The following is a 26,416-nucleotide window of genomic DNA, read 5'->3' as shown; positions in this document are numbered from 1 at the left end:
ACGCCCAGTACGAGGGCGACCTCCCCCTGGGCCCTGAGGGCCCGGGGGTGCCCCCACCGCCTTGCGATCGCACGCACCGAACGCCGCCCGGCCCGCCCTCCGGGCGAACGACGCCACTTTCGCAACACCCCCTAGGGCCCCCGGGCTGGATAGGATCGCGCCGCATGCCGGGCGGGGGCGGTGCGAACCCGCCGCGCACGGCACGGACCGGACATCGGGGGGCGCACGGCATGAGCACGCACGGCAGCAGTCACTGGGGTCCGCCCGGAGGACCAGGCCCCGTCCATGGACCCGGCGGGCAGCCGGGCCCGGTCCCCGGCCACCAGCCCCACCTCCGGCCCGGACAGCCCCCGTACCCCGCGGGCCCCGGCGGCGCGCCCCACCCGCCCGCGCCCGCGCCGCCGCAGGGCTGGAACCCGTACCCGCCGCAGCCGTACGGCGGCGGCCCGCAGCCGCCGTCCCCGCTGCCGCCCCGGCCGCCGCTGACACGCGCGCAGCAGGTGCTCAAGTGCGTCTACAACCCCCTGTACGCCGCCCAGCGGGCCTTCCGCCCCTCGCGCCCCGCCGTCGAGGACCTGACGGTACGCAAGCTCCAGATGTGGCGGACCGGGCTCGGCATCGCCGCCTGGCTCGTGCTGACGATGTCGTACAAGCCGGTCGACAGCGCCAAGGGCGCCGAGTCCGTCGCGAGCGACAAGTTCGACGAGAGCTGGATCAGCACCCTCGTCCTCGTGTGCGCCTTCCCGTTCGTGATCGCCCTGTTCGCGTGCGCGGCGCGGGGCCCGCTGCGCCGGCTCTACCTGCGCAGGTCCCTGAAGCCCTTCGGGGCGGTGGCGGCGCTGATGGGGTCCATGGCCACGTTCCCGCTCGCCATGGCGCCCGACTCGGCGACCACCGGCTTCCGCCACGCCATCGGGGTCCCCGGCATGATCGTCCTCGTCGTCCTCTGCGCGTGGTCGCTCGGCTTCGCCCTGTACGGGATCGGGCTCTGCCTCATGCACGTGTTCCGCACCGCCGACATCCACGAGGTGCTGCCGCCCGTCCTCGCGATCCTGCTGGTGTGGGTGATGGCCGCGCTCGACGTGATCAACAACGACAACGCCGAGGTCCCGGCCCTCGCCCGGATCGTCTTCCTGCTCGGCGCCCCGGTGTCGGTGACGGCGCTGTCGGGCTGGGAGCTGTACCGGCTGCGCAAGCACCACGACATGGGCCTGCGCCGGGCCCTCGGCTACTAGGTCGTGTCGTTCGGATCTTCGCGGGGGTGCGACGCCAGCTACGGCACCTCGCCGCGTTGTCGGAACGTCCACGTACGCCCAGTACGAGGACGATCCTCCGCCTTGCGATGCACCGCATCTGACGCCGCACCCTGGTCCACGAAGATCCAAACGACACGACCTAGGCCCCCCTCCCGGCCACAGCCATCGGGCCGCAGCGCGCCCCGTCACACCGCGCCGCTCGCGCCCCTCACGACCCCGCGAGCACCGGGAAGCTCCCCGTGTTCGTGGGGGCGTGCTCGGGGAGCCAGAGCACGGCCACCGCGCCCGCCGCGCCACCGCCCCCGTCACCGCCGCGCGCGGGGACCCGCGCCGCCTCGGGCAGGACGTTGCGGAAGGTCAGCCGCGCGCCCAGCACCCGGGCCTGGCCCGCCGCGATCGTCAGCCCCAGGCCGTGCCCGTGGCCCGCACGGTCCGAGCTGCCCGTACGGAAACGGCTCGGGCCCTCCGCGATCAGCTCCTCGGGGAAGCCCACGCCGTGGTCGCGCACCCGTACCACCCGCCCGTCGACCGTGACCTCGACCGGCGGCTCACCGTGCCGCGCGGCGTTGGCCAGCAGATTGCCGAGGATGCGTTCGAGGCGGCGGGGGTCCGTGGTGACCGCCGACTCCCGCACCACCCGCACCGTCGCCTCCCGGCTGAGCACGGCGACCCGGCGCGCCACGAACTCCCCGAGCAGGATGTCCTGAAGCTCCGCACGCTCCGCCGCGCTGTCGAGGCGCGCCACCTCAAGCACGTCCTCGACCAGCGTCCTGATGGCCTGCGCCCGGTCCTTCACCAGCTCGCTCGGCCGCCCGGGCGGCAGCAGCTCCGCCGCCGTGACCAGGCCCGTCACCGGGGTACGCAGCTCGTGGGCGATGTCGGCGGTCACCCGGCGCTCCGCCTCAAGGCGCTGCTTCAGCGCGTCGGCCATGGCGTCCACGGAGCGCGCGAGGTCGTCGGTCTCGTCCTTGACCACCCCGCCGATCGCCTCCCGCACCCGTACGTCGGTGCGCCCCTGCGCCACCTCGCCCGCCGCCGCCGCGGCCTTCCGCAGCCGCCGGGAGAGCTGCCCGCCGATGAGCACACCGAGCGCGCAGCCGCCGAAGACCACCGAGATGGAGCCGAGGATCAGCGCCTGGTCGAGGTCGCGCATCACGGTGGTGCTGCCGTCGGTGAGCCCGGTGTGCAGCGACAGGACCTTGCCGCCCTTCACCGGCACCGCCGCCCAGATGTCGGGCGAGCCGCCCGCGGAGCCGTCCGCGTCGTCGGTGCTGTGAGCGCCGCCCGCGCCGCCCCCGCCGTGGCCGCCCGACCGGTCGTCCGAGGCGTCCGAGCCGTTCGAGTCGTCCGAGCCGTCCGAGGACGCCACATAGGTCGCCCTGCGGCCCTCGCGCACCTTGTCCCGCAGCGCCTTCGGCAGCGCGGGATCGTCCACCCTCGCGCCGAACTGGAGGTCGCCCGTCGACTCGTATATCCGCTGTGCGAACTGCACCCGCTCGTCCTGCACGTCCCGCGCGCTGTCCAGCATGGACACCCGCGCCGCGTTGTGCACGACCAGGCTGAGCGCCAGCGCCACCAGCGCCCCCACCAGCGCGATCGCCGCGCTCAGCTTCCAGCGCACCCCGGTGCGCAGCCGCGGCCGCAGCCGCCCCCCGAGCCGGGACCGCAGCCGCCCGCCCCGTGCCTCGCGCCCGTCGCGGCCACGGCGTACGTCCTGCCTGCCGTCTGCGGGCGCCCCGGCGGCCCCGCCGTCGGACGCGCTCACGCCTTCAGCTTGTAGCCGAAGCCGCGGACCGTCTCGATACGGTCCTGGCCGATCTTCGTGCGCAGCCGCTGCACATGGACGTCCACGACCCGGGTGTCACCGCCCCAGCCGTAGTCCCACACCCTCTCCAGCAGCCGGTCGCGGGAGAACACGGTGCCGGGCGCCGTGGAGAACTCCAGCAGCAGCCGCATCTCGGTCGGGGTCAGCGCCACGGGGCGCCCCGAGCGCCGTACCTCCATGCCCTCCGTGTCCACCCGCAGATCGCCGAAGACCAGGGCGCCCGCGGCGGGCCCCGCGGCCCGTGCGCCGCTCGGCGCGGCCGCGCGCCCGGGTCCGAGCGCGTGCCCGAAGCGTCGCAGCACCGCGCGGATGCGGGCCACGAGCACCGCGCCGTCGAACGGCTTGGTCACGTAGTCGTCCGCGCCCGCCTCCAGGCCGAGTACGACGTCGATGCTGTCCGCGCGGGCCGACAGCATGATCACCGGGACGGTGGACTCGTCCCTGATGCGCCGGCAGAGGCTGACGCCGTCGAGCCCCGGCACCATCACGTCGAGCAGCGCGATATCGGGCCGGTCGGCCCGGAACGCCGCGAGGCCGCGCAGTCCGTCGGGCATGGCGGTCACCACGAAGCCGTCGCGTTCCAGGGCGAGCTGGGTGGCCTCGCGGATGACGTCGTCGTCCTCGACGAACAGGACGTGGGTCTGCTCTGCCATCCGAATCCGCTGTCCTCCCCTGCCCGGCAGGACTCGGGCCCGCCCGCCGGTCCGCTACGTGTCACTTGTCACCCGTGGTGGGCGAGGCCTCGCCCACCGCCCTGCTGTAGTCGTTGTGCGTCCTGGTCTGCTCCGCGAAGCGCTTCGTGGAGCGCGACCAGCGGTAGACGATGACGTCCTCGCCCGACGGGTAGGCGACCTCGTCGTCCCGCTCGTACACCTTCTTGCGGACCACCAGGTCCCCCCGGTCGATGGTCGCGTACACCGGGGACTCCTCCTCCCGGAAGATGTCCTCGTAGCGCGCGCCGTCCGACTCCCCCGAGGGCCGGTACACATAGGTGCCGAGGCTGATCGCGTCGCAGGTCATCACGTTGACCACGACCTCGCCCCCCGGGCTGTCCGTGAGGGAGCCGTAGGAGACGTCGACGGGGTAGCCGTTGGCGTCGCAGGGCCGCAGCTCCTTCTTGATCTTGATACTGGCCCTGGGGTCGCTCATGACGAGCTTGACCCCGTCGATGCGCGCCGTGGGGGCGGGGGCGACCGAGGCGCTGCTGCTCGGCGGGCTGCTCGGCGGCGTGGACGGGGTGGCGTAGGGCGCGGTGCGTGCCGGGCCCTCGTCCCTCGCGCCCATGCCGCCGGCCGAGCAGGCGGCGGCGGAGCCGAGGGCGGCGACGGCCGCGCAGATCAGCGCGGCGCGCGTCATGACCGCGCGCCGCGCGGGGCTGCTCCTCAGGCCGCGCACCGCTCCCGCTCCTCACGCTCCAGCGCGCCCGCCTCAAGGGCCCGCGCCTCCAGCTCCCTGCGGAGCCTGGCGAGGGCGCGGTGCAGCGCGCTCTTGACCGTTCCCACCGTCATACCGAGGGCGGCGGCGGTCTCCTCCGTGGACATCTGCTCCCAGTGTCGCAGCACCACGACCCGGCGCTGCCGGGGAGTGAGCACGTTCAGCACGTCCACGAGCAGGGCGCGGTCCGCGTACTGCTCTGTCGGGTCGTCGACGGGCGCCTCGGGCACCTCGTCGGTGGGGACCTCGTCGAGCTTCTTCGCCCGCCACCACTCGGTCCTGGTGTTGATCATGACGCGGCGCAGATAGGCGTCGGCGAGGCTCTTGTCGGCGATGCCCTCCCAGCGGCGGTAGGTGCGCACGAGCGCCGTCTGAAGGAGGTCCTGGGCGTCGAACGGGTCGGGCACCAGGCGCCGGGCGCTGCGCAGCAGCGCGTCCTGCCGGGTGCGGACGTACTCCTCGAATGCGAGCACCTGCCCCTGTGCCATGTCGTGCCCCTCCGCCTCGACCCGACGCCCCGGCACGTGAGGTGCCGGGGCGTGCTCGTCGTCCTGTCCCGTGCCGGGCTTCGGTCTTCGCCCGGGTACGGGGCCGACGTTACGAGGGGGTTGTCACGGGGTTGTGCGTACGGGCGCGCGGCGGGTGCACGGGCGCCCATCGGTTGTGTAACAGATGTAAGGAGGGGCTAAGCCGGGGGGCGGTGTGCGGGGGCGGGCGGGACCTGTCAGGTGTGCGGGAGGCGGTAGAGGCGTCCTGGCAGCGGTTCCACGAGGCCGTCGGCGACGAGTCCGTCGAGCGCGCGGGCCCGCTGCACCGGCTCGTGCCACACCCGGTCGAGCGCGGACTGCGGCACGGGGCCCGCGGACTCCCGCAGTACGGCGAGGAGTTTGCCGCGTACCTGGCGGTCCGTGCCCGCGTAGGTCTGCGCGCGCCTGGTGGGGCCCTGGTGCTCGGGCTTGCCCGCGAGCCGCCAGGCGCACAGCGAGGCGATGGGGCAGCGCGCGCAGTCCTCGTTCTTGGCGGTGCAGATCAGCGCGCCCAGCTCCATGGAGGCCGCGGCCCAGCTCGCCGCCGTGGCGTCGTCCTCGGGCAGCAGGGTGCGGGCCAGCTTGCGCTCCGCGGCCGTCGTCGCGTTCGGCGGGAACTGGGAGCCGGTCACGGCCCTGGCCAGCACCCGTCTGACGTTGGTGTCGAGCACCGGGTGGCGCTGCCCGTACGCGAACGACGCCACCGCGGCGGCGGTGTACTCGCCGATGCCGGGCAGCGCGAGCAACTGCGCGTGCTGCGCCGGTACGTCGCCGCCGTGCCGTTCCGCTATGGCGACCGCGGCGCCGTGCAGCCGCAGCGCGCGGCGCGGGTAGCCGAGCCGGCCCCAGGCGCGTACCGCCTCGCCGGGGGCCTCGGTGGCCAGGTCGGCGGGGCGCGGCCAGCGCGCGAGCCACTGCTCGTAGACCGGCAGCACCCGGTTGACCGGGGTCTGCTGGAGCATGAACTCGCTGACCATGACGCCCCAGGCGCCCGCCTCGGGACGCCGCCACGGCAGGTCGCGCGCGTTCTCCCGGAACCAGGCGATGACGGGAGGGTGCAGGAGACGGTGCGCGTCGGTCTCGGTGCCGGGAGCCGGGACGGACGCGGAGGGCGGGGTGCTCTGAAGTGGCGCAGTCATGACGTTTCGATCCTCCCACGTGCGGTGGCGCCTCCCCGGCATACACGGCCGCGGCGGCCGGGTGGTTGTCGCGTACGGGGGAATCACGGGAGAGCGGCGCGGGACCGCGAGGGGACGGTGCACGGAAGGCCCGGGTGGCGCGCGGCTCTTCGGTGACTCCCCGGAACGGGGGGCGCACGCCGGGTTGCCAGGGGGCGCTCAACGGGGGCGCGTTCACGATACGAACGCCTCGGAGGGAATGGCGGCTTCCGGATCGGGCGCCGGTGGTGCCGCGGGGCATGATCGAACGGGGCCGAGGGGCAACGGAGTTCGACCGGAGCGCGGTTTTTGGCGACCGCTGTGTCACAACCAGGATGATGATCCGCAAAAGTTGGGGTGCAGAGCGGCGGGTGGGCGAGCGAACGGGTCAATCTCTCGTAAGGTTTGGGCCGTGGGTTCTCTGCGCAATCCGGTCGGGCCGCTTCCCTCGTCCATCTACTGGCGACGGAGGGCAGTCATCGCGTCCGCGGTCGTCATCGTGGCGCTGCTCGTCGTGTGGCTGGTCAGCATGGGCGGCGACGGCGGCAAGGGCCAGGCCGGACACTCCGACGGCAAGCATCCCGCGCCCTCGATCACGCCGGGGCCATCGAGTTCGGGTCCCGCGATAAGCGAACACCCGGGTGGCAGGGACGAGTCGGGCGGCGGCGGTGACGGCGGCAAGGGCGGCTCCGACGGCGGCTCGGGCGGCTCGTCCAGCGGCGCGGGCGGTGCGAGCGGCTCGGACGGCGGCTCCGCGGGCGGCTCCGACGGTGGCGGCGGCGCCGGCGGCGGCTCGGGCACGGGCGGCGCGGGCGACCGGGTGCCCGCCGGGTCGAGCCTGCCCGTCTGCACCCCTGACGCGGTCTCGCTCTCCTTCCGGGCCACCACCAACACCTACGAGTCGGGCCAGCGCCCCAAGCTCCGGTTGACCGCGACGAACAAGTCGGCGGCCGACTGCAAGCTGGACCTCGGCCCCGAGAAGACCGTGCTGACCATCACCAAGTCCGACGACCAGGTCTGGGCCTCCGACGACTGCCCCGAGGACGGCGGCAGCCTGATGCTGAAGGTCCCCGCGGGCAGCAGCATCACCAGGACCGTCGAGTGGGACCGCGAGGGCAGCGCCCCGCACTGCGGCAAGCCCGCCGTGCGCAGCGCCCCCGCGGGCACCTACCTCGTCGAGGCCAGGGCGCCCGGCGGCTTCGCCAAGCTCCAGACCTCGTTCGTCCTGGCCAAGGACTAGGGCGTCACCGGCCGTGGCACCGGGCCCGGGCGCCGCCCGGGCCCGGCGGCTACACGTAGCGCTCCAGGATCGAGGACTCCGCGAGCCGTGACAGGCCCTCGCGGACGCTGCGGGCGCGCGCCTCGCCGACGCCGTCGACCGTCTGGAGGTCGTCCACGCTGGCGGCGAGCAGCTTCTGGAGGCCGCCGAAGTGCTCCACGAGCCGGTCGATGATCGCCCCCGGCAGCCGCGGCACCTTCGCGAGCAGCCGGAACCCGCGCGGCGACACCGCGGAGTCCAGCGTCTCGGGGGAGCCGGTGTGGCCCATGGCGCGGGCGACCGTGGGCAGTTCGAGCAGCTCGGCGTGGGAGAGCGAGTCGAGGTCGGCCAGCGCCTCGTCCACCGTGCGGGCGCGCTTGGCGGTCGGCTGGGGCACGTAGTCGCGCACGACCAGCTCGCGCTCCGGCTCCACCCCCGCGATCAACTCGTCGAGCTGGAGGGCGAGCAGCCGCCCGTCCGTGCCCAGCTCCACCACGTAGCCCGCGATCTCCGTGGCGATACGGCGCACCATCTCAAGGCGCTGCGCGACCGCCGTCACGTCCCGCACCGTGACCAGGTCCTCGATCTCCAGCGCCGAGAGCGTGCCCGCGACCTCGTCGAGGCGGAGCTTGTAGCGCTCCAGGGTGGCGAGGGCCTGGTTGGCGCGGGAGAGGATCGCCGCCGAGTCCTCCAGCACCCTGCGCTGCCCGCCGACGTACAGCGCGATCAGGCGCATCGACTGGGAGACGGAGACCACCGGGAACCCGACCTGCTTGCTGACCCGGTCGGCCGTGCGGTGCCGGGTGCCGGTCTCCTCGGTGGGGATGGTCGGGTCGGGCACGAGCTGCACCCCGGCCCGCAGGATCTTGGTGATGTCCTTGTCGAGCACCAGCGCGCCGTCGAGCTTGCACAGCTCCCGCAGCCGGGTCGCCGTGAACTCGACGTCGAGCACGAAGCCGCCGGTGCACATCGTCTCCACGGTCCTGTCGGAGCCGAGGACGATCAGCCCCCCGGTGTTGCCGCGGAGAATGCGCTCCAGGCCGTCGCGGAGCGCGGTACCCGGCGCGACGGCGCTCAGTGAGGCACGCATCAGCCCGTCTGCGCCGGAGCCTCCGGCGGTCTTGCCGGGCCCCGAGGCCCGGTCATTGGCTGCCATGTCTCCTCCGGTAGCGGTTCTGGCCTGCGCTGCGTTCGTACGGATGGGCAAGACCGGGGCAAAGTCTACCGGCGCTCCTCGGCCACGCGCGGGGCCTCCCGCGCACGTCCCCTCGGCAGGACGCGCAGCGCGTCCCCCACATCCGCCACTTCAAGCACCCGCATACCGTCCGGAATCCGCCCGGGATCGGTCGGTACGAGCGCGTGCGTGAAGCCGAGCCTGTGCGCCTCCGAGAGCCTGCGCTGGACCCCGGTGACCCGTCTGACCTCGCCCGCGAGCCCCACCTCCCCGATCGCCACCAGGTTCTTCGGCAGCGGGGTGTCGCTGGCGGCGCTGGCGAGCGCGAGCGCCACCGCGAGGTCGGCGGCGGGCTCGGACAGCTTCACCCCGCCGACCGTCGCCGAGTAGATGTCGCGCTTGCCGAGCGCGGTGATCCGCCCGCGCTGTTCGAGCACGGCGAGCATCATCGACACCCGGGACGTCTCAAGACCCGACGTGGTGCGCCGCGGCGAGGGGATCTGCGAGTCGACGGTGAGCGCCTGCACCTCGGCGACCAGCGGCCTGCGGCCCTCCAGGGTGACGGTCAGACAGGTGCCGGGCACCGGCTCGGCACGCCGGGTCAGAAACAGGCCCGAGGGGTCGGCGAGGCCCGTGATGCCCTCGTCGTGCAGCTCGAAGCAGCCGACCTCGTCCGTGGTGCCGTACCTGTTCTTCACGCCGCGCACCAGCCTGAGGCGCGCGTGCCGGTCGCCCTCGAAGTGCAGCACCACGTCCACCAGGTGCTCCAGCAGCCGGGGCCCCGCGATGGCGCCGTCCTTCGTGACATGGCCGACGAGCAGCGTCGCCATCCCGCGCTCCTTCGACGCCCTGATCAGCGCCCCCGCCACCTCCCGCACCTGCGCCATGCCGCCGGGCGCGCCGTCGATCTCGGGGGAGGCGACCGTCTGCACCGAGTCGAGGACGAGCAGGGACGGCTGCACCGCGTCCAGGTGCCCGAGCACCGCGGACAGGTCGGTCTCCGCGGCCAGGTACAGGTCGTCGTGGAGCGCGCCGATGCGGTCGGCGCGCAGCCTGACCTGGCTCGCGGACTCCTCGCCCGTCACGTACAGCGTGCGGTGGCCGGGCCCCGCGGCCTTGGCGGCGACGTCGAGCAGCAGCGTGGACTTGCCGACGCCGGGCTCACCGGCGAGCAGCACCACGGCGCCGGGCACGAGGCCGCCACCGAGCACCCGGTCAAGCTCGGGCACGCCCGTGCCGCGCGCGGTGGCCTGGCGGGCGTCGACCTGGCCGATGGGGACCGCGGACGTGGTGACCCGGCCCGGGGTGGTGGTGCGCACCGGGGGCGCGCCGTACTCCTCCACCGTGCCCCACGCCTGGCACTCGGGACAGCGGCCGAGCCACTTGGCCGTCTGCCAGCCGCACTCGGTGCAGCGGTACGACGGCCGTTCCTTGGTGGACTTCGTACGGGCAGCCATGCCCGAAACCGTAGCGGGCCCCACCGACAGCCCGCCCGGCCCGGTCGGCCCGCCCGCCCGGATCGGTCCGATCAATCGCATCGGTCCGATCAGTCCGATCAATCCGATCGGTGCCGCCGCCCGACACCTTTCGCGTGTACGCGCGTTGGGCAGTTCGGTACGGGCCTTGAGCGGTCCGGCGCAACTCCATGTCCCCTTTTGAGGGATGAAGTCACCCGTTAGAAGTAAATGTGCTCAAGGTGCCGGAAGGATTCCGCATGGCCCACCTACGGTCGCATGGGTGATGAGCAGCAGTCCGGAAACCCCCATGCACACGACCGGCGCACACCGGGCGCACCGCGACGCGGGGCGGCGTGCGGAGCCCCGGCCCACCCCCCGACGCCCGCCCGCGTCCTACGAGGCACACCTGGACGGACTCTTCACCTACTGTCTGTCCGTCCTGTGCGACCACGACGCCGCGACGGCGGCGCTCGGCGAGGCCCTGGCGCAGGCCGAGCGCCGCGGCGGCCGCGCCCCGGCCGCCGAGTCCGACCGCAGGGCCTGGCTCTACGCGCTCGCCCGCTGGGCCTGCGTGCGCAAGCTGGGCGAGCCGGGACCCGCCAGGCACGCGGCCCAGGGCGGACGCGCGGCGCGGGCGGAGCGCGGTGACGGCGCGGGCGGCGACCCCGCGCGCGGGAGCGCCGTGCCGGGACCGCGCGAGCGCTCGGGGGAGGGCCCCGCGCGCCAGGCGCCCTCCGGCGGGCGCCCGTTCGCGGACACCCCGGGGCGCAGGACCCCGTCGCCCGACGACCCCGAGCGCCAGCGCCGCCTCGCGGAACTGGCCCAGCTCGCCTGGCCGGAGGCCGCGGGCACCTCCCCCGAGCAGCGCGAGGCGCTCGAACTGGCGGTGCGTCACCGGCTCGCGCCGCACGAGGTCGCGGCCGTCCTCGGCATGGGCCCGGTCGCCACCCGCGAGCTGCTTGCCTCCGCCGCCTGCGAGATCGAGCGCACCAGGGCCGCCCTGCTCGTCGTGGAGAACGGCGGCTGCCCGGGCGCCGCCCGGCTCACCGGCGAGGGCGGCAGGCTACTCGGCGCCGCCCTGCGCCGCGAGCTGGTGCGGCACGTCGACGACTGCCCCCGCTGCCGCCGCACCGCGGAGCGCACCACCACGGGCAGTTGGCCGGGCACCACCGTCACCCCCGCGACGCTGCCGCTGCTCGACGCCCCGCGCGCGGCCCTGCGCCGCGCCATGGCGCGCGCCCCACGCGCGCGGGGCACGGGGCCGCGCTACGACCGCAAGGGCTTCCCCGTCGACCCCAAGGACACCGCGGCCCGCCGCGAGCGGCTGCGCACCCGCGCGATGGCCACCACCGTCGTCGCCACCGTGATCGCCGCACCGCTCGCGCTGTGGGCCACGGGCCGCGGCGCCCCGAGCACGGGCGAGGGCAAGGGCGGGCCCTCCGTCACCGCCCAGGGCACCGACGGCGCGGGCGGCCGCGACGGCGGGCGGCACGGCACCTCGTACGACTGGCAGAACGCGGGCAACGCGAGCCCCGACGGCCACGCCCCCGGCGGCGGTCAGTCGCCCGACGGCGTCTCGGTCGCCGTCGTCGAGCCGGGAGGACCCTCGCACGGCGCGGGCGGCGGCCTCACCGTCACCGCGGGCGCCGCGCGCGGCGCCACCGTCATCACGCTCACCGCGCGCGGTGACGAGCCGGTGCGCTGGTCGCTGCGCACCGGCGCCCCCTGGCTGCGGCTGAGCGCCGCCTCGGGCACCCTCGGCCCCGGCGACTCCGCGCGGGTGCTGGTCCGCGTCGACCGGCGGCGCGAGCCGCGCGGTGCCTGGGAGGCGCGGATCGCCGTCGCGCCCTCGGGCGCCGTCGTCGGGGTGTCGGGCCAGGGCGGGCGGCGGCCCCCGGGCCACCACCCCGGGCACGGCGGGCACCCCCGCCCGCACCCCACCCCGAGCGCGACCACGCCCACGAGCCCCCCGGACGACGACCCGACCACGGACGACCCCACAAGCCCGCCGCCCTCCGACACGGGCTCGGACGACCCCACCTCGCAGCCGCCCTCGTCGTCCGCGCCGCCCGGCTCGGCGTCGGGCGACCCCACCGCCCCCGGCCACTCGGGGGGCCGCCACCGGGCCGGACGGCACTGAGCGCACCGCCGCACCGCCGCACCGTCCTCAGGGGCCCCACGGCGGGAAACCGCCGCGGACCGCGCAGGGGGTGGCGACCCGGGAGCGGCCGGTGCAAGAGTCGGCCCATGGACTCCGGCACACCCGTCACCGCCCTGGACCTCAACGGGTTCACCGAGCGCGAGCCAGGCACCTGGACGAGCGCCGAAGGACTCGTGCTCACCGCACAGTTCATCGACCTCGTGCCCGACCTGCCCGCGCCCCTGGCCGAGCCCGACCGGCTCCTCAACGCGCTGGCCAAGGGCGTCGCGGCGCGCGGCGCCTGCCTCGTCGAGGCCCGGGTCACGGCGCTCGACTCGGTGCCCGCCGTGCAGCAGCTCATCAAGGTGCGGCTGCCGGGCCGCGAACACGGCCTCGGCTTCATCGGCTCCTGGACGCTGCCGCGCGCGACGTGCAGCACCGTCGTGAAGGTGCAGGCGGCGGAGGAGGGCACCACAGGCGTCCGCGAGGCGATGACCCTCGTCAAGGCCGGCCCGGAGAACTACCTGCTGCCGCACCCGTACGGGGCCGACGTCACGGGCGGGCTGCCGTACCACATCGCCGACCTGGAGGAGTACGACGCCGACTTCCCCGACCACCCGCTGACCCGGGTGCGCGCCGCGCTGCGCCGCATCGCCCCCAGCGTCCGCCTCGACGACGGCTTCAAGGCGAGGGCGCCCTTCGATGGCCCCGCCGCGGGCGGCGGACGCCGCTGGTTCCGCAGGCGCAAGGGCTGAAGCCGGGCCCGCGGGGCGCCGCCCGCGCGCGAGGCCGCCATGATCCAGCCGAAAGGCGCTACGCCCGCACCGCGTCCGCGGGGTGCGGCACCGGCAGCAGCGGGCCCGGCGCCTCCCGCTCCGCGCACAGCTCCGCCAGCCGCTCATAGCCCTCGGGGCCCATCAGCTCGGTCAGCTCCGCCCGGTAGGACACGTACACCGGATCGCCCGCGCCGTGCGCCGACCGCGCCGAGGTGCACCACCAGTGCAGGTCGTGGCCGCCGGGGCCCCAGCCCCTGCGGTCGTACTCGCCGATGGAGATCCGCAGCACCTGGGTGTCGTCGGGGCGGTCCACCCAGTCGTACGTGCGCCGCACCGGGAGCTGCCAGCACACGTCGGGCTTCGTCTCCAGCGGCTCCCGGCCCTCCCGCAGCGCCAGGATGTGCAGCGAGCAGCCCGCGCCGCCGGGGAAGCCCGGGCGGTTCTGGAAGATGCACGAGCCGTCGTGGCGGCGGGTCTGGCGCTCGCTCCCGCCGTCGCCGTCGTCGGCCTCCTGCACCCAGCCGGACGCGGTCCCCACCGCGTGGTGCTGCCAGATGTCGGGCGTGAGCCTGCTCACATGCCCGGCGACGCGCTTCTCGTCGTCCTCGTCGGAGAAGTGCGCGCCCAGCGTGCAGCAGCCGTCGTCCGCGCGGCCCTCCTGGATTCCCTGGCAGCCGTCGCCGAAGACGCAGTGCCAGCGCGACGTCAGCCAGGTCAGGTCGCAGCGGAAGACCTGGTCCTCGTCCGCGGGGTCGGGGAACTCCACCCAGAGCCTGGGGAAGTCGAGGCCCTGCTCGTCGGGCTCGGCGGGCGACTTGCCGCGGCGCGGCCTGCCCACCCGGGATGTGCGGCCCTTGCCGCCCTTGGCGTCCCGGCCGCCCTTGCCGCTGCCGCCGTCCGGCGCGGGGGAGGAGTCGGCGAGTGGTGAGTTGTCGGTGAGTGTGGCGGAATCGGCCGGATTGCCGACCTTCGCCTTTTTCGTCTTGGGCACGTCCCCAGGGTATGCGGCCCCGCGCCGAGTATCCGGGCGGCGGGCCGCGCCGGGCGCGTAGCGTTCCCGGTATGAGACTCGGGGTCCTCGACGTGGGTTCGAACACGGTGCACCTGCTGGTGATGGACGCGCACCCGGGCGCGCGTCCGCTGCCCGCCCACTCGCACAAGTCGGAGCTGCGCCTCGCCCAGCTACGTGATCAGCGGGGCGCGATAGGGGAGCCGGGCGTCGGGCTGCTCGTCGAGACGGTCCACACCGCGCTCCAGGCCGCCGAGGACCAGGGCGTGGAGGACCTGCTGCCGTTCGCCACCTCGGCGGTGCGGGAGGCGGACAACGCCGACCGGGTACTCGACCGGGTGCGCCGCGAGACGGGCGTGGAACTGCAGGTGCTCACCGGCGCGGAGGAGGCGCGGCTCACCTTCCTCGCCGCGCGCCGCTGGTTCGGCTGGTCGGCCGGGCGGCTGCTGGTCCTCGACATCGGCGGCGGCTCCCTGGAGATCGCCTACGGCATGGACGAGGAGCCCGACGCGGCCGTCTCGCTGCCCCTCGGCGCGGGCCGCCTCACCGCCGACCGGCTGCCGGGCGATCCGCCCGACGCCGCGGACGTACGGGCGCTGCGCCGCCATGTGCGGGCGGAGATCGCGCGCACCGTCGGCGAGTTCAGCCGCTTCGGCAGGCCGGACCACGTCGTCGCCACCTCCAAGACGTTCCGGCAGCTCGCCAGGATCTGCGGCGCCGCCCGGTCGGGGGAGGGCCTGTACGTGCAGCGGGAGCTGAAGCGCGCCTCGCTGGAGAACTGGGTGCCGAAGCTCACCTGCATGACCACCGCGGAGCGCGCCGAACTGCCCGGCGTCTCCGAGGGGAGGGCCGGGCAACTGCTCGCGGGGGCGCTCGTCGCGGAGGCCGCGATGGACCTGTTCCGGGTGGACGCCGCCGAGATCTGCCCCTGGGCGCTGCGCGAGGGCGTCATCCTGCGCCGCCTCGACCACATGCGCACGGGATGACACATGCGCACGGGATGACACATGCGCACGGGATGAGATGAGCGGCACGCGCGCGGCGCGCGCGACCGGCCGCCACGCGCGCGTGCCCGCCGTCGCGGCCGGGAACGCCCGCCGTCGCGAACCCGGGCTTCCCACCGCGCCGGGGGCGCCCCGTACGCTGTCCCCGTGGCAGAACCCGTCGTGCGCATTCCGGATGCGAAGGTCGCTCTGTCGACGGCCTCGGTGTACCCGGAGTCGACGACGACCGCCTTCGAGATGGCGGCGCGCCTCGGCTACGACGGCGTCGAGGTCATGGTCTGGACCGACCCCGTCAGCCAGGACATCGACGCGCTGCGCGCCCTCGCCGACCGGCACGGCGTCCCCGTGCTCGCCGTGCACGCCCCCTGCCTGCTGATCACCCAGCGGGTCTGGTCCACCGACCCCTGGACCAAGCTGACCCGCGCCAGGGCCGCCGCCGAGCGCCTCGGCGCGAGCACCGTCGTGGTCCACCCGCCGTTCCGCTGGCAGCGGCAGTACGCCCGCGACTTCGTCCGCGGGATCTGGCGGATGGCGGGCGAGACGGACGTGCGCTTCGCGGTCGAGAACATGTACCCTTGGCGCTACCGCGACCGCGAGATGCTGGCCTACGCGCCCGACTGGGACGTCACCCACGACGACTACCGGCACTTCACCGTCGACCTCTCGCACACCGCCACCGCCCGCACCGACGCCCTCGCGATGGTCGACCGCATGGGCGACCGGCTCGCGCACGTGCACCTCGCGGACGGCGCGGGCTCCGCCAAGGACGAGCACCTGGTGCCGGGGCGCGGCACCCAGCCCTGCGCACAGCTCCTGGAACGCCTGGCGACCTCGGGTTTCGACGGCCATGTGGTGGTGGAGGTCAACACCCGCCGCGCCATGTCGAGCGCGGAGCGCGAGGCCGACCTCGCCGAGGCCCTGGCGTACACCCGGCTGCACCTCGCCTCCGCGCTGCGGGTGCCGCGCGCATGACGGACGCCGCGCCAAGGCGCCGGGGCCGCCCGCCGCGGCCCGCCGAGGGCGAGCCCGCCACCAGGGACCGCATCCTGCACACCGCGCGCGCGGTCTTCGCCGAGCAGGGCTACGACAGGACCTCCGTACGCGGCATCGCCAAGGCGGCGAATGTCGACCCCGCGCTCGTGCACCACTACTTCGGGACCAAGGAGGGCGTGTTCGCGGCGGCCGTGCAGGTCGCGCTCGCGCCCGCGCTCTCGGCCGCCGCGGAGGTCGACGTGGGGGCGCGGCCCGAGGAGGCGGGGGAGCGCCTCACGGGGTTCTTCTTCGGCGTCTGGGAGAGCCCGGAGACCCGCGGCCCGCTGCTCGCGATCATGCGCTCGGCGCTGAACAACGACACCGCGGCGGCCGTCTTCCGCGAACTCGTCGCGAACCAGCTCCTGCGCCGCATCGCCGACCAGCTCGCCCCGGCCGACGCCGAGCTGCGCGCCGAGCTTGCCGCCTCCCAGCTCGTCGGGGCCGCCTTCCTGCGCTATGTGATCGGGGTCCAGCCGCTGGCGTCGGCCCCGGTGGAAACGGTCGTCGGCCGACTCGCACCGGTGGTGCAGTGGCATCTGACGGGGGCGTGACGGGGCGCCCACGCGGCCCACGGCGCCCACGGCGCCCGGTGGCGCACGCCCCCCGCGCACGCCGCTCCCGCGCTTCCGGAAGCTTGGTCCCGCATAGCGGACGGACTGCCCGGATCCTGGATCGGCGGCGTAGGCTCGGGCGCGTCACACCCTTTGCCTGAGACGGGACCCGGCAGGGCCCCGAAGGAGCGAGCGACGATGCCCGAGCTGAGGTCCCGCACAGTCACCCACGGCCGCAACATGGCGGGCGCCCGCGCCCTGATGCGGGCCTCCGGGGTAGCGAGCGCGGACATCGGCAAGCCGATCGTGGCGGTGGCCAACAGCTTCACCGAGTTCGTGCCGGGCCACACCCACCTCCAGCCGGTCGGCAGGATCGTCAGCGATGCGGTGCAGGCGGCGGGCGCCGTGCCCCGCGAGTTCAACACCATCGCGGTCGACGACGGCATCGCGATGGGCCACGGCGGCATGCTCTACTCGCTGCCCTCGCGCGACCTGATCGCCGACTCCGTCGAGTACATGGTCGAGGCGCACTGCGCGGACGCGCTCATCTGCATCTCCAACTGCGACAAGATCACCCCGGGCATGCTGATGGCCGCCCTGCGGCTGAACATCCCCACGATCTTCGTCTCCGGCGGCCCCATGGAGGCCGGCCGCGCCACCCTCGTCGACGGCACCGTCCGCAAGCTCGACCTGATCAACGCGATGTCGGACGCCGCGAACGAGGCGGTCTCCGACGCGGACATGCTCCGTATCGAGGAGAACGCCTGCCCGACCTGCGGCTCCTGCTCCGGCATGTTCACGGCCAACTCGATGAACTGCCTCACCGAGGCCATCGGCCTCGCCCTGCCGGGCAACGGCTCGGTGCTCGCCACCCACACCGCGCGCAAGGCGCTCTACGAGCGCGCGGGCGCCGCGGTCGTGGACCTCGCCAGGCGGCACTACGAGCAGGACGACGACTCCGTGCTGCCGCGGAACATCGCCACCCACGCCGCGTTCGAGAACGCGATGGCGCTAGACATCGCCATGGGCGGCTCCACCAACACGATCCTGCACCTGCTCGCGGCCGCCCAGGAGGCGGGGGTCGGCTACGACCTCACCGACATCGACGCGCTCTCCCGGCGGGTCCCCTGCGTCGCGAAGGTCGCCCCCAACGCCGCCCCCACCACCACGTACTACATGGAGGACGTGCACCGCGCGGGCGGCATCCCCGCCATCCTCGGCGAGCTGTACCGCGGCGGGCTCCTCAACGACGACGTGCACAGCGTGCACTCCCCGTCCATCAAGGCGTGGCTCGACACCTGGGACGTGCGCGGCGGCGCCCCCTCGGCCGAGGCCGTGGACCTGTGGCACGCGGCGCCCGGCTGTGTGCGCTCCGCCGAGGCGTTCTCGCAGTCCGAGCGGTGGGAGTCGCTGGACACGGACGCCGCGGGCGGCTGCATCCGCGACATCGACCACGCCTACTCCAAGGACGGCGGCCTCGGCATCCTGCGCGGCAACCTCGCCGTCGACGGCTGCGTCGTGAAGACCGCGGGCGTCGACGAGTCCATCTGGACCTTCGAGGGGCCCGCCGTGGTCTGCGAGTCCCAGGAGGAGGCGGTGGAGAAGATCCTCGCCAAGCAGGTCAGGGAGGGCGACGTCGTCGTCATCCGCTACGAGGGCCCCAGGGGCGGCCCCGGCATGCAGGAGATGCTCTACCCGACCTCGTACCTGAAGGGCCGCGGCCTCGGCAAGGCGTGCGCGCTCGTCACCGACGGCCGCTTCTCCGGCGGCACCTCGGGCCTGTCCATCGGCCATGTCTCGCCGGAGGCGGCCTCCGGCGGCACCATCGCGCTCGTCGAGGACGGCGACCGCATCCGCATCGACATCCCCAACCGCTCCATCGAGTTGCTGGTGGACGACGCCACCCTGCGCGCCCGCGAGGCGGCCATCGGCGGCCGTTACGCGCCCGCCGCGCGCGAGCGCAAGGTATCCACCGCGCTGCGCGCCTACGCCGCCATGGCGACGAGCGCCGACAAGGGCGCCGTGCGCGACGTCTCCAGGCTCGGCTGAGCGCCCCGCGCACCCCGGCGCACGGCCACGCGCCCACACCCCCCGCGGAAGGGAACCACCCCGCCGCGGGGGGCGTCCTTTTCCCTGACACGAGGGACACCGGGGACACCTGAGTGCGTATGAGCACGAGTCGAACGCGCACGGGACGGCACCACGGGACCCGGGCCCCGAAGTCGTGAATCGGCACGCGACGGCGTGCCGTGCTCCTGGGGGAGGAACCAAGCAGATGAGCGACAGCACCATCCCCGCGTCCGACGTACCCGCCGAGGGCGACGCGCCGGAGCCGGGCACCGCGGTCGTCGAGTCCGCGGAGGCCCCGGCCTCCGGCGCCTCGGCCGCCACGGTCTACGAGGTCGCCTACGACGTCAACGTCCGCTCGGGCCCCGGCCTCGGCTACGGCGTCGTCGGCGCCCTCAGGGCGGGCACCTACGTCTCCATCGGCTGCCAGAAGGACGGCCAGACCATCACGGGACCGCTCGGCACCTCACGCATCTGGGACCGTATCGGCAGCGGCCGCTACGTCACCGACACCTACATCCGCACCGGAAGCGACGGCTACGTGGCGCCGCGCTGCTGACCCGGCGCACCGGCACGCGCGCGTGGCGGCCGACCGGCCGCACACGCGCGTGTGCCGCTCGCGTCCGCCGCCGCCCGGGGAGGGGGGTTCACCGCCCGGGCGGATCGGCCGTCTCGAAACCGAACACCGCGTTGCCGCCCGCCGCCACCACCAGCGCCCCGCGTGCCACCGCCACCCGCGGCGACGCGTCCACCTCGCCCGCCGCCGGGGTCTCGTACCGCGCCTCGGTGGTCCACCGCAGCCGCCCGCCCCGCTCGTCGAGCGCGGCCACCCGGCCGCTCGCGGAGCTGAAGTACAGCATCCCGTCGGCGAGTACGGGCCCCGACGCCGACTCCACCCCGGTCTGCGTCGTCCACTTCTCCGCGCCGGTGAGCGGGTCCACCGCCGTCACCCGGCCCTCGGCCCCGGCGAAGTACAGCGTCCCGTTCCTCATCCCCGCGTTCGTATGACCGTACGACCCGAGCGCGGCGGTGGCGGACCGTGACTGGCCGTCCGGGTCGACGCGCACGATCTGTGTGAAGCCGTCGAGTCCCCCCTCGCCGGTGGCGGGGCCCTCGGCGCGCAGCAGCACGAGCGAGCCGTCGCCCGCCATCCCCATGGGCCGCAGCCGGCCCGTCACCTCCACCGGATCGCCCAGCGCCCCGCTGCCGGTGTCGAGCGACCTGACCGACACATGCCGCACCGTCGCCGACTCCACCTCGCCCTCCGGAGCGCACAGCGCGAACAGGCGCGATCCCGTGGCGAACGGCACGCACTCGGAGCCCTTCGGGAACCGCGCCTTCCATATGAGGTCGCCGCCGCGGGCCCGCCGCGCCTCGATCCTGCTGCGCGACTCGTCCACCGACAGCACCTCGGAACCGAGCAGCACGGCGTCCTGCGGGCGGCCCGTGAACGCCGCCGACCTGGTGCTCAGCGGCGCCGACCACAGCTCGTGCCCGTTGTGCGCGTCCACCGCCACCACCTGCACCGGCTCGGTGACGTCCGCGGAGATCCGGTAACCGAGCACGGTGCCGTCCGCCACCCCCACCAGATGCACCCCCTGCACCGGCACACCCGGGCTCGGCACCTGCCACACCGCCTTGCCGTCGGCCGCCCGCAGCCTGGCCGCGAGCACGCCACCGCCGCCGCAGTACACCGAGTCGCCGCTCGGCACGCACCGCACCTCGTCCTGGATGCCGCCGCCCCCGTGCAGCGCGCGGTTCCACGGGTGGAAGCCGGGCGGCGGCGCCTGGGCCACCGCCGTCGAACCATCGCTGCCCGCCGGACGGCCCGGCCCCTCGTCCCTGTTCACGGAGGAGAGCAGGGCGACCCCGGAGCCGATCGCCACCACCGCGAGCGCCACCACGAGGCTGCGCCGCCACCTCCTGCCGAGCCCAGCCATGGCGCCGCGCGGCCTGCGCCGTGAGCGGTGAGTCGTTTCATCAAGTCCCGGGCCGCTCGCCGCCACCCGGGCGCCTCCCGGCTCCCCGCTGTCTCTCTCCCGAGGGGTCGTCAGGTCATCGGGCAGCGCCCGCAGCCGCGTGAGCAGCGCGTCGGCCGAGGGCCGCCCGGCGCCGTCCTTGGCCAGGCACGGCTCCACCACCGCCCGCAGCGGCGCGGGCACCGCCGCGAGCGCGGGCGCCTCGTGCACCACCTGGTACGCCGTCATGTACGGGCTGTCCGCGTCGAAGGGACCCTGCCCCGTCGCCGCGTACACCAGCAGCGTCGCCAGCGAGAACACATCGGACGACGGGCCCACGTCCCGCGGCGACTGCAACTGCTCCGGCGACATGAACGGCGGCGTCCCGATCACCCGGCCCGTCATCGTCAGCGTCTGGTGCCCCGCCGCCCTGGAGATCCCGAAGTCGATCACCCTCGGCCCGTCGGGCGACAGCACCACGTTCGACGGCTTCAGGTCGCGGTGCACCACGCCCGCCCTGTGGATGTCGCGCAGCGCCTCCGCGAGCCCGATCGCCAGGGTCCGCAACTGCCGCCCGTCGAGCGGCCCTTCCCCGGTGATGCGCTCGGCAAGCGTCGGGCCCTTGATGTACGTGGTCGCCATCCAGGGGTGGGCGCCGTCGGTGTCGGCGTCCACCACCGCGGCCGTGAACGCGCCGCTGACCCGCCGCGCCGCCGCGACCTCCTGTCTGAAGCGGGTGCGGAACTCGTCGTCGTCCGCGAACTGCTGGTGGATCAGCTTGACCGCGACCGCCCGCCCGGACGCCGTACGGCCGAGGAACACCGTGCCCATCCCGCCCGCGCCCAGGCGTGCCTCGACCGGGTAACCACCGATCTCTGCCGGATCTCCCGCGCGGAGCCGCACTCTTGACCCTCCCCCGCTCACGCTCTCGTGCACCCCAAACTAGCGGGTCCCTCGCACGCCCCTCCGCCCGCGTGCGCTCCCCCGGCACCCGCCGCCGACCCCGCGCTCGGCCGCCAGGGCGGGGAGCGACGCCCGCCGACGGCGCATGGGGGCGCACGACCCGGCGCGAAGCCCGCCCGTGCCACGTCGGTACGCGGCCGAGGGACGTGCCGGGGCAGGACAACACGTACCACTGAAAACCGTCTATGTGTGGGGAAAGCGGAGATACCGTGAACGATCGGGCCACGGGCCGCACCTGCCGCGAGGGCGCGGGAGAGAGATCGGGAGGACATGAGGACCGTGACGAGGCGACGAGGCGATGAGGTGAAGGCGTGACGACGCGACGAGGTGAGGGCGCGGTGACGCGGTGATGCGGAGACGTCCGGATACGGGGGACGTGGGGGACAGGGGAGTCGCGGAGGACAGGGCAGCCGCGGAGGGCGCGGGGGCGGCGGCCGGTGCGGGAGGCGCGGCGGGGGCCGCGGACGGCGGTGGCCCCGCGCCCGAGCCGCTGCGCTTCTTCGGCACGACCTGGCTGCACCACGACCGCGGCTACGCGCTGCGCCGCGTCGGCGTCGCCCTCGGCTCGCTCGCGGGCGCGGCGGCGGGCTGCCTGCTGCTGACGTTCGCCTACGACGGGCTCGTGGTCCCGGGCGGCCCCGGCTATCTGGGCGCGCTGATGGTGGGGGCGTTCACGGTGTGCGGGGCGCTGGCGCTGCACCACACCTGGCGCGGCTTCACCCGCCGCCCGGAACCGGCGGGGCCGCGCTCGCCCCGCGGCTTCCTCGGCCTCGGCTTCGTCGGCGTCCTGCTCGCGTACTTCCTGCGCTCGTTCGCCGAGGCGCCGGGCGAGGGCCTGCACCGCGCCGCGTACGAGGCCGCGCGGCAACGGCGCGAACGGCGCACCGGGCGCGGCGGCGCGGGCCGTGCGCGCGGGGGAAAACGGGGCTGACCGGGGCGGGCGCCCCGGTGCGACCATGACCGTATGACGACTGTCTCCCGGGCCCACTCGTTCAACGCGGCAGCCGCGGACTACGCGGCCCACCGGCCGCCCTACCCGCCCGCGCTCCTCGACGCCCTTGAGGAGGCCGCGGGGCGCCCGCTCGCCGGGGCACGCGTGCTCGACGTCGGCGCGGGCACCGGCATCGCCACCGGGCTGCTCGCAGGCCGGGGCGCGCGGGCCGTCGGCGTCGAGCCGGGCGCCGGGATGGCGGCGCAGCTCCACCGCCAGCGCCCGGAGCTGCCCGTCGTACGCGGCGACGGCAACGCCCTGCCCTTCGCCGACGGCACCGCCGACCTGATCACCTACGCCCAGTCCTGGCACTGGACGGAACCCGAGCGGGCGGGCGCCGAGGTGCTGCGGGTGCTGCGCCCCGGCGGCACGCTCGCCCTGTGGTGGAACGTGTCGGACGAGACCGTCCCCTGGGTCGCCGACCAGGCGGAGCGCATCACCCGGCACATCGGCCCGCAGGCCGGGGCGCACGGCGCCCACGAGCGCTACACCCACGCCGCGGGCCTCGAACTCGTCCACCGCGCGGTCCGGTGGAGCCGCCGCGTCTCCCTCGACCACCACCTGGCCAATCTCGCCAGCCACTCCTACTTCCTGGTGCTGGGCGAGGAGCGCACCCACGCCTTCCTCGCCACCGAGCGCGCCGCGCTGCTCGACGTGTTCCCCGACGGCGAGGTGCCCGAGGCGTACTACGTCGACCTCCTGACCGCCCGCACGCCGACGGCATAACGCGCGCGTCGGCGCCCGCCGAGATCCCGCGCGGGAGGCACCGACCGCACAACCGCACAGCAGCGCCCACCGACGCCGCCGCAGGCCCGCCCGCCTCCGGCGGCGTCCGCGTGCCCGCGCGCATGCCCTCCGCCCCGGCCGCGGGGGCGCCGCCGCTTGACACCGCGAACCCGTCCGGAGGATTATTCATCACATGATGAATAAAACCTCGGACCCTCCTGGCGCCCGGCACGAACCGGCCGTGCGCGCCGCAGGACTCACCGTCGAACGCGGCCCGCGCACCGTGCTGCACGGCGTCGGGTTCACCGTGCCGCGCGGCCGGATCACCGGCCTCCTCGGCCCCTCGGGCTGCGGCAAGTCCACCCTCATGCGCGCCATCGTCGGCACCCAGGCCAGGGTCTCCGGCACCCTCGACGTCCTCGGCGCCCCCGCGGGCAGCGCCCGGCTGCGCCCCCGCGTCGGCTACGTCACCCAGGCGCCGTCGGTCTACGACGACCTCACGGTGCGGCAGAACCTGGAGTACTTCGCCGCCGTCCTCGACCCCGGCAGGGCCGCCGCGGGGCGCCGCGCGCGTGCCGTGGGGCGCGCCGTGCGCGACGTCGACCTCGAAGACCACGCCGACACCCTCGCGGGCAGCCTCTCCGGCGGCCAGCGCGGCCGGGCCTCCCTCGCCGTCGCCCTCCTCGGCACCCCGGAGCTGCTGGTGCTCGACGAGCCCACCGTCGGCCTCGACCCCGTCCTCAGGCGCGACCTGTGGAACCTCTTCCACGACCTCGCGGCCCGCCGCGGGGTGACGCTGCTCGTCTCCTCGCACGTCATGGACGAGGCCGAGCGCTGCCACCGGCTGCTGCTGATGCGCGAGGGCCGCGTGCTCGCCGACGACACCCCCGAGGCCCTGCGCCGCCGTACCGGCACCGATACCGTCGAGGCCGCCTTCCTGCGCCTCGTCGACGAGGCCGCGGCGGCCGACGACGAGCCGGCCGCGGCGCAAGCACCCACGGGACCGAAGCCGGAGGCGGCGCGATGACCACCGACGTCCCGCGGGTCCCGCTCGCCCCGCTGTCCGCCGCCCGCAGCCTCGCCACCGCGGGCCGGGTGCTGCGGCAACTGCGCCACGACCCCAGGTCCATTGCGCTGATGATCCTCGTGCCGTGCGTGATGCTCGTCCTGCTCCGCTACGTCTTCGACGGCGACGAGCGCACCTTCGACTCCATCGGCGCCTCGCTCCTCGGCATCTTCCCGCTGATCACCATGTTCCTGGTGACCTCCATCGCCACCCTGCGCGAACGCACCTCGGGCACCCTGGAACGCCTTCTGGCGATGCCGCTCGGCAAGGGCGACCTGATCGCGGGCTACGCCCTCGCCTTCGGCGCCCTCGCCGTCGTCCAGTCGGCCCTGGCCACCGCGCTCGCCCTGTGGGGCCTCGGCCTCGACGTCACGGGGTCGCCCTGGCTGCTGCTCCTGGTCGCCCTGCTCGACGCGCTGCTCGGCACCGCGCTCGGCCTCTTCGTGTCCGCGTTCGCGTCCTCCGAGTTCCAGGCCGTGCAGTTCATGCCCGCCGTGATCTTCCCGCAGCTCCTCCTCTGCGGCCTGTTCGCACCGCGCGGCACCATGCAGCCGGTCCTTGAGGGCATCTCCGACGTGCTGCCGATGTCCTACGCCGTGCACGGCATGAACGAGGTCCTGCTGCACCCCACCGTCACCGGCGACTTCGTCAGGGACGTCGTGATCGTCGCGGGCTGCGCCCTGCTCGTCCTCGCCCTGGGCGCCACCACCCTGCGCCGCCGTACACCCTGATACGGGTCCTGTGCGCAGGCGGCGCAGGGGTCCGAACCGCGGACGGTGCCGCCGTGGCCCGGGCGCCCGGTGCGAGGATGGCCGGGGACGACACAGCACCGAAGGGCACGGTCGATGAGCCAGAAAGTCGCGGTGGTCGGCGCCGGAAAGCTCGGCGAGGCACTGCTCAGCGGAATGATCAGGGCCGGCTGGGCCCCCGGCGACCTCATGGTCACCACCCGCCGCGCGGAACGCGCACAGCACCTGCGCACGCGTTACGGCGTCGCGCCCGCGAGCAACGCGGAGGCGGCGAAGTCCGCGGACACCCTGATCGTCGTGGTGAAACCCCAGGACATGGGCGCCCTCCTCGACGAACTCGCCCCGCACACCCCGCCCGACCGCCTGGTGATCAGCGGCGCCGCCGGTGTCCCCACATCCTTCTTCGAGCAGCGCCTCGCACAGGGCACCCCCGTCGTCCGGGTCATGGCCAACACCCCGGCGCTGGTCGAGGAGGCCATGTCGGTCATCTCCGCGGGCACCCACGCCACCGCGGAACACCTCGCGCACGCGGAGGAGATCTTCGGCGCCGTCGGCAAGACCATGCGCATCCCCGAGGCCCAGCAGGACGCCGCGACGGCGCTCTCGGGCTCGGGGCCCGCCTACTTCTACTACCTCGTCGAGGCGATGACCGACGCCGGAATCCTGCTCGGCCTGCCCCGGGACAAGGCGCACGACCTCATCGTCCAGTCCGCCATCGGCGCCGCGGTGATGCTCCGCGACAGCGGCGAACACCCGGTCAGGCTCAGGGAGAACGTCACCTCGCCCGCGGGCACCACCATCAACGCCATCCGCGAGCTGGAGAACCACGGCGTCAGGGCCGCCCTCATCGCCGCGCTCGAAGCGGCCCGCGACCGCAGCCGCGCCCTGGCCTCGGGTGCTTGAGCCCGAAAGCAAGTTGACATGCCAAGGCCCGCTCCGTAACGTTCTCCGGGCTGTCCGACGTGAGCGCCGACGCGAGTCGGTCCCCGGGCAGCATTCGTATCAGCCATCCACGAGACCGGCGCCTCGCCGTCGCCTCTTCGGCATGCGCCGATACGGAATGAGGAAACCGTGTTCGCAAGAACACCCCGATTAGCCTCGGGAGCCGGTCTCCGCTAAAGTCTCACGCCGTCGGACCCGTCAATGCCGGGGAAGACAGATCCCGCTGACGGGGAATCAGACAAACGAAAGAGTCTGATACAGTCGGAGACACCGAAAGGGAAAGCGCCCGGAGGAAAGCCTGCTGAGTGTGGGTGAGTACGAAGGAAGTGTCCGTTCCTTGAGAACTCAACAGTG

23 protein-coding genes are annotated in these 26,416 nt (G+C 74.5%); 14 read left to right on the top strand and 9 right to left on the bottom strand.

The features are described 5' to 3' along the window. Nucleotides 1-230 precede the first annotated feature (230 nt). Nucleotides 231-1,235, top strand: coding sequence for a hypothetical protein (locus ACIBIW_RS36595; protein ID WP_399342849.1), 1,005 nt, complete (start codon nt 231-233; stop codon nt 1,233-1,235). A gap of 229 nt (nt 1,236-1,464) precedes the next feature. On the opposite strand, the gene ACIBIW_RS36590 is transcribed toward ACIBIW_RS36595, so the two are convergent. The 5 genes from ACIBIW_RS36590 to ACIBIW_RS36570 all read right to left on the bottom strand — a co-directional run bounded on the left by ACIBIW_RS36590 (nt 1,465) and on the right by ACIBIW_RS36570 (nt 6,181). Beyond that, nucleotides 1,465-3,021 (bottom strand): sensor histidine kinase, encoded by a 1,557-nt coding sequence (locus ACIBIW_RS36590; protein WP_399342846.1) that lies wholly within the window; start codon nt 3,019-3,021, stop codon nt 1,465-1,467. After that, entirely contained in the window at nt 3,018-3,734 is a 717-nt protein-coding gene (gene cseB, locus ACIBIW_RS36585) for a two-component system response regulator CseB (RefSeq protein WP_399342844.1), read from the bottom strand. Before cseB ends, ACIBIW_RS36590 begins: the two co-directional genes overlap by 4 nt. Before the next feature lie 61 nt (nt 3,735-3,795). Next, complete coding sequence (locus tag ACIBIW_RS36580) at nt 3,796-4,476, bottom strand: hypothetical protein (RefSeq protein WP_399342842.1); 681 nt, start codon at nt 4,474-4,476, stop codon at nt 3,796-3,798. Further along, entirely contained in the window at nt 4,464-5,003 is a 540-nt protein-coding gene (locus ACIBIW_RS36575) for a SigE family RNA polymerase sigma factor (RefSeq protein WP_399342840.1), read from the bottom strand. Before ACIBIW_RS36575 ends, ACIBIW_RS36580 begins: the two co-directional genes overlap by 13 nt. A 236-nt stretch (nt 5,004-5,239) precedes the next feature. Beyond that, nucleotides 5,240-6,181 carry an A/G-specific adenine glycosylase gene (locus ACIBIW_RS36570; RefSeq protein WP_399342838.1) on the bottom strand — a complete coding sequence of 314 codons (942 nt, stop codon included), beginning with the start codon at nt 6,179-6,181 and terminating at the stop codon, nt 5,240-5,242. Between the two features lie 430 nt (nt 6,182-6,611). Here ACIBIW_RS36570 and ACIBIW_RS36565 point away from each other — a divergent pair, with 430 nt between their 5' ends. Beyond that, nucleotides 6,612-7,439, top strand: a complete 828-nt coding sequence (locus tag ACIBIW_RS36565; RefSeq protein WP_399342836.1) for a hypothetical protein — start codon at nt 6,612-6,614, stop codon at nt 7,437-7,439. 49 nt (nt 7,440-7,488) lie between these two features. Here the strand turns inward: ACIBIW_RS36565 and disA are convergent, their stop codons facing one another. Together disA and radA are read right to left on the bottom strand one after the other, a co-directional pair. Next, nucleotides 7,489-8,613, bottom strand: coding sequence for a DNA integrity scanning diadenylate cyclase DisA (gene disA / locus ACIBIW_RS36560; RefSeq protein WP_399342834.1), 1,125 nt, complete (start codon nt 8,611-8,613; stop codon nt 7,489-7,491). 65 nt (nt 8,614-8,678) lie between these two features. Continuing rightward, nucleotides 8,679-10,088 carry a DNA repair protein RadA gene (gene radA / locus ACIBIW_RS36555; protein ID WP_399342833.1) on the bottom strand — a complete coding sequence of 470 codons (1,410 nt, stop codon included), beginning with the start codon at nt 10,086-10,088 and terminating at the stop codon, nt 8,679-8,681. A 283-nt stretch (nt 10,089-10,371) separates the two neighbouring features. Here radA and ACIBIW_RS36550 point away from each other — a divergent pair, with 283 nt between their 5' ends. Further along, nucleotides 10,372-12,228: a hypothetical protein gene (locus ACIBIW_RS36550; protein ID WP_399342830.1), complete on the top strand. Its 1,857-nt coding sequence runs from the start codon at nt 10,372-10,374 to the stop codon at nt 12,226-12,228. Nucleotides 12,229-12,335: 107 nt separating this feature from the next. Next, entirely contained in the window at nt 12,336-12,983 is a 648-nt protein-coding gene (locus tag ACIBIW_RS36545) for a hypothetical protein (protein ID WP_399342828.1), read from the top strand. Between the two features lie 58 nt (nt 12,984-13,041). Here the strand turns inward: ACIBIW_RS36545 and ACIBIW_RS36540 are convergent, their stop codons facing one another. After that, on the bottom strand, nt 13,042-13,995 hold the full coding sequence (locus tag ACIBIW_RS36540) for a hypothetical protein (protein ID WP_399342826.1): 954 nt from the start codon (nt 13,993-13,995) through the stop codon (nt 13,042-13,044). A 71-nt stretch (nt 13,996-14,066) separates the two neighbouring features. Here ACIBIW_RS36540 and ACIBIW_RS36535 point away from each other — a divergent pair, with 71 nt between their 5' ends. The 5 genes from ACIBIW_RS36535 (at nt 14,067) to ACIBIW_RS36515 (ending at nt 19,226) form a co-directional block, all read left to right on the top strand. After that, nucleotides 14,067-14,999: a Ppx/GppA family phosphatase gene (locus ACIBIW_RS36535; RefSeq protein WP_399342824.1), complete on the top strand. Its 933-nt coding sequence runs from the start codon at nt 14,067-14,069 to the stop codon at nt 14,997-14,999. Between the two features lie 165 nt (nt 15,000-15,164). Beyond that, nucleotides 15,165-15,989, top strand: a complete 825-nt coding sequence (locus ACIBIW_RS36530) for a sugar phosphate isomerase/epimerase family protein (protein WP_399342822.1) — start codon at nt 15,165-15,167, stop codon at nt 15,987-15,989. Next, nucleotides 15,986-16,600: a TetR family transcriptional regulator gene (locus ACIBIW_RS36525; protein WP_399342820.1), complete on the top strand. Its 615-nt coding sequence runs from the start codon at nt 15,986-15,988 to the stop codon at nt 16,598-16,600. The genes ACIBIW_RS36530 and ACIBIW_RS36525 overlap by 4 nt, the downstream gene beginning before the upstream one ends. Nucleotides 16,601-16,798: 198 nt before the next feature. Continuing rightward, nucleotides 16,799-18,649, top strand: a complete 1,851-nt coding sequence (ilvD, locus tag ACIBIW_RS36520; RefSeq protein ID WP_399342819.1) for a dihydroxy-acid dehydratase — start codon at nt 16,799-16,801, stop codon at nt 18,647-18,649. Nucleotides 18,650-18,875: 226 nt separating this feature from the next. Further along, nucleotides 18,876-19,226 carry an SH3 domain-containing protein gene (locus ACIBIW_RS36515; protein WP_399342816.1) on the top strand — a complete coding sequence of 117 codons (351 nt, stop codon included), beginning with the start codon at nt 18,876-18,878 and terminating at the stop codon, nt 19,224-19,226. 88 nt (nt 19,227-19,314) lie between these two features. On the opposite strand, the gene ACIBIW_RS36510 is transcribed toward ACIBIW_RS36515, so the two are convergent. After that, the gene (locus ACIBIW_RS36510) at nt 19,315-21,528 is read right to left on the bottom strand and encodes a PQQ-binding-like beta-propeller repeat protein (RefSeq protein ID WP_399342814.1); all 2,214 of its coding nucleotides are present in this window, start codon (nt 21,526-21,528) and stop codon (nt 19,315-19,317) included. 436 nt (nt 21,529-21,964) lie between these two features. Between ACIBIW_RS36510 and ACIBIW_RS36505 the strand changes: the two genes are divergently transcribed. The 5 genes from ACIBIW_RS36505 (at nt 21,965) to proC (ending at nt 26,023) form a co-directional block, all read left to right on the top strand. Further along, nucleotides 21,965-22,519 carry an EamA/RhaT family transporter gene (locus tag ACIBIW_RS36505; protein ID WP_399342812.1) on the top strand — a complete coding sequence of 185 codons (555 nt, stop codon included), beginning with the start codon at nt 21,965-21,967 and terminating at the stop codon, nt 22,517-22,519. A gap of 33 nt (nt 22,520-22,552) precedes the next feature. After that, nucleotides 22,553-23,305 (top strand): class I SAM-dependent methyltransferase, encoded by a 753-nt coding sequence (locus ACIBIW_RS36500; protein WP_399342810.1) that lies wholly within the window; start codon nt 22,553-22,555, stop codon nt 23,303-23,305. Nucleotides 23,306-23,498: 193 nt separating this feature from the next. Next, the gene (locus tag ACIBIW_RS36495) at nt 23,499-24,332 is read left to right on the top strand and encodes an ABC transporter ATP-binding protein (RefSeq protein WP_399342809.1); all 834 of its coding nucleotides are present in this window, start codon (nt 23,499-23,501) and stop codon (nt 24,330-24,332) included. Next, complete coding sequence (locus ACIBIW_RS36490; protein WP_399342808.1) at nt 24,329-25,102, top strand: ABC transporter permease; 774 nt, start codon at nt 24,329-24,331, stop codon at nt 25,100-25,102. Before ACIBIW_RS36495 ends, ACIBIW_RS36490 begins: the two co-directional genes overlap by 4 nt. Before the next feature lie 114 nt (nt 25,103-25,216). Further along, entirely contained in the window at nt 25,217-26,023 is an 807-nt protein-coding gene (gene proC, locus ACIBIW_RS36485; protein WP_399342807.1) for a pyrroline-5-carboxylate reductase, read from the top strand. Nucleotides 26,024-26,416: the final 393 nt, after the last annotated feature.

Source organism: Streptomyces sp. NPDC050560 (assembly GCF_044457285.1).
GTDB lineage: Bacteria > Actinomycetota > Actinomycetes > Streptomycetales > Streptomycetaceae > Streptomyces.
This window is presented reverse-complemented; position numbering and strand designations above follow the sequence as displayed.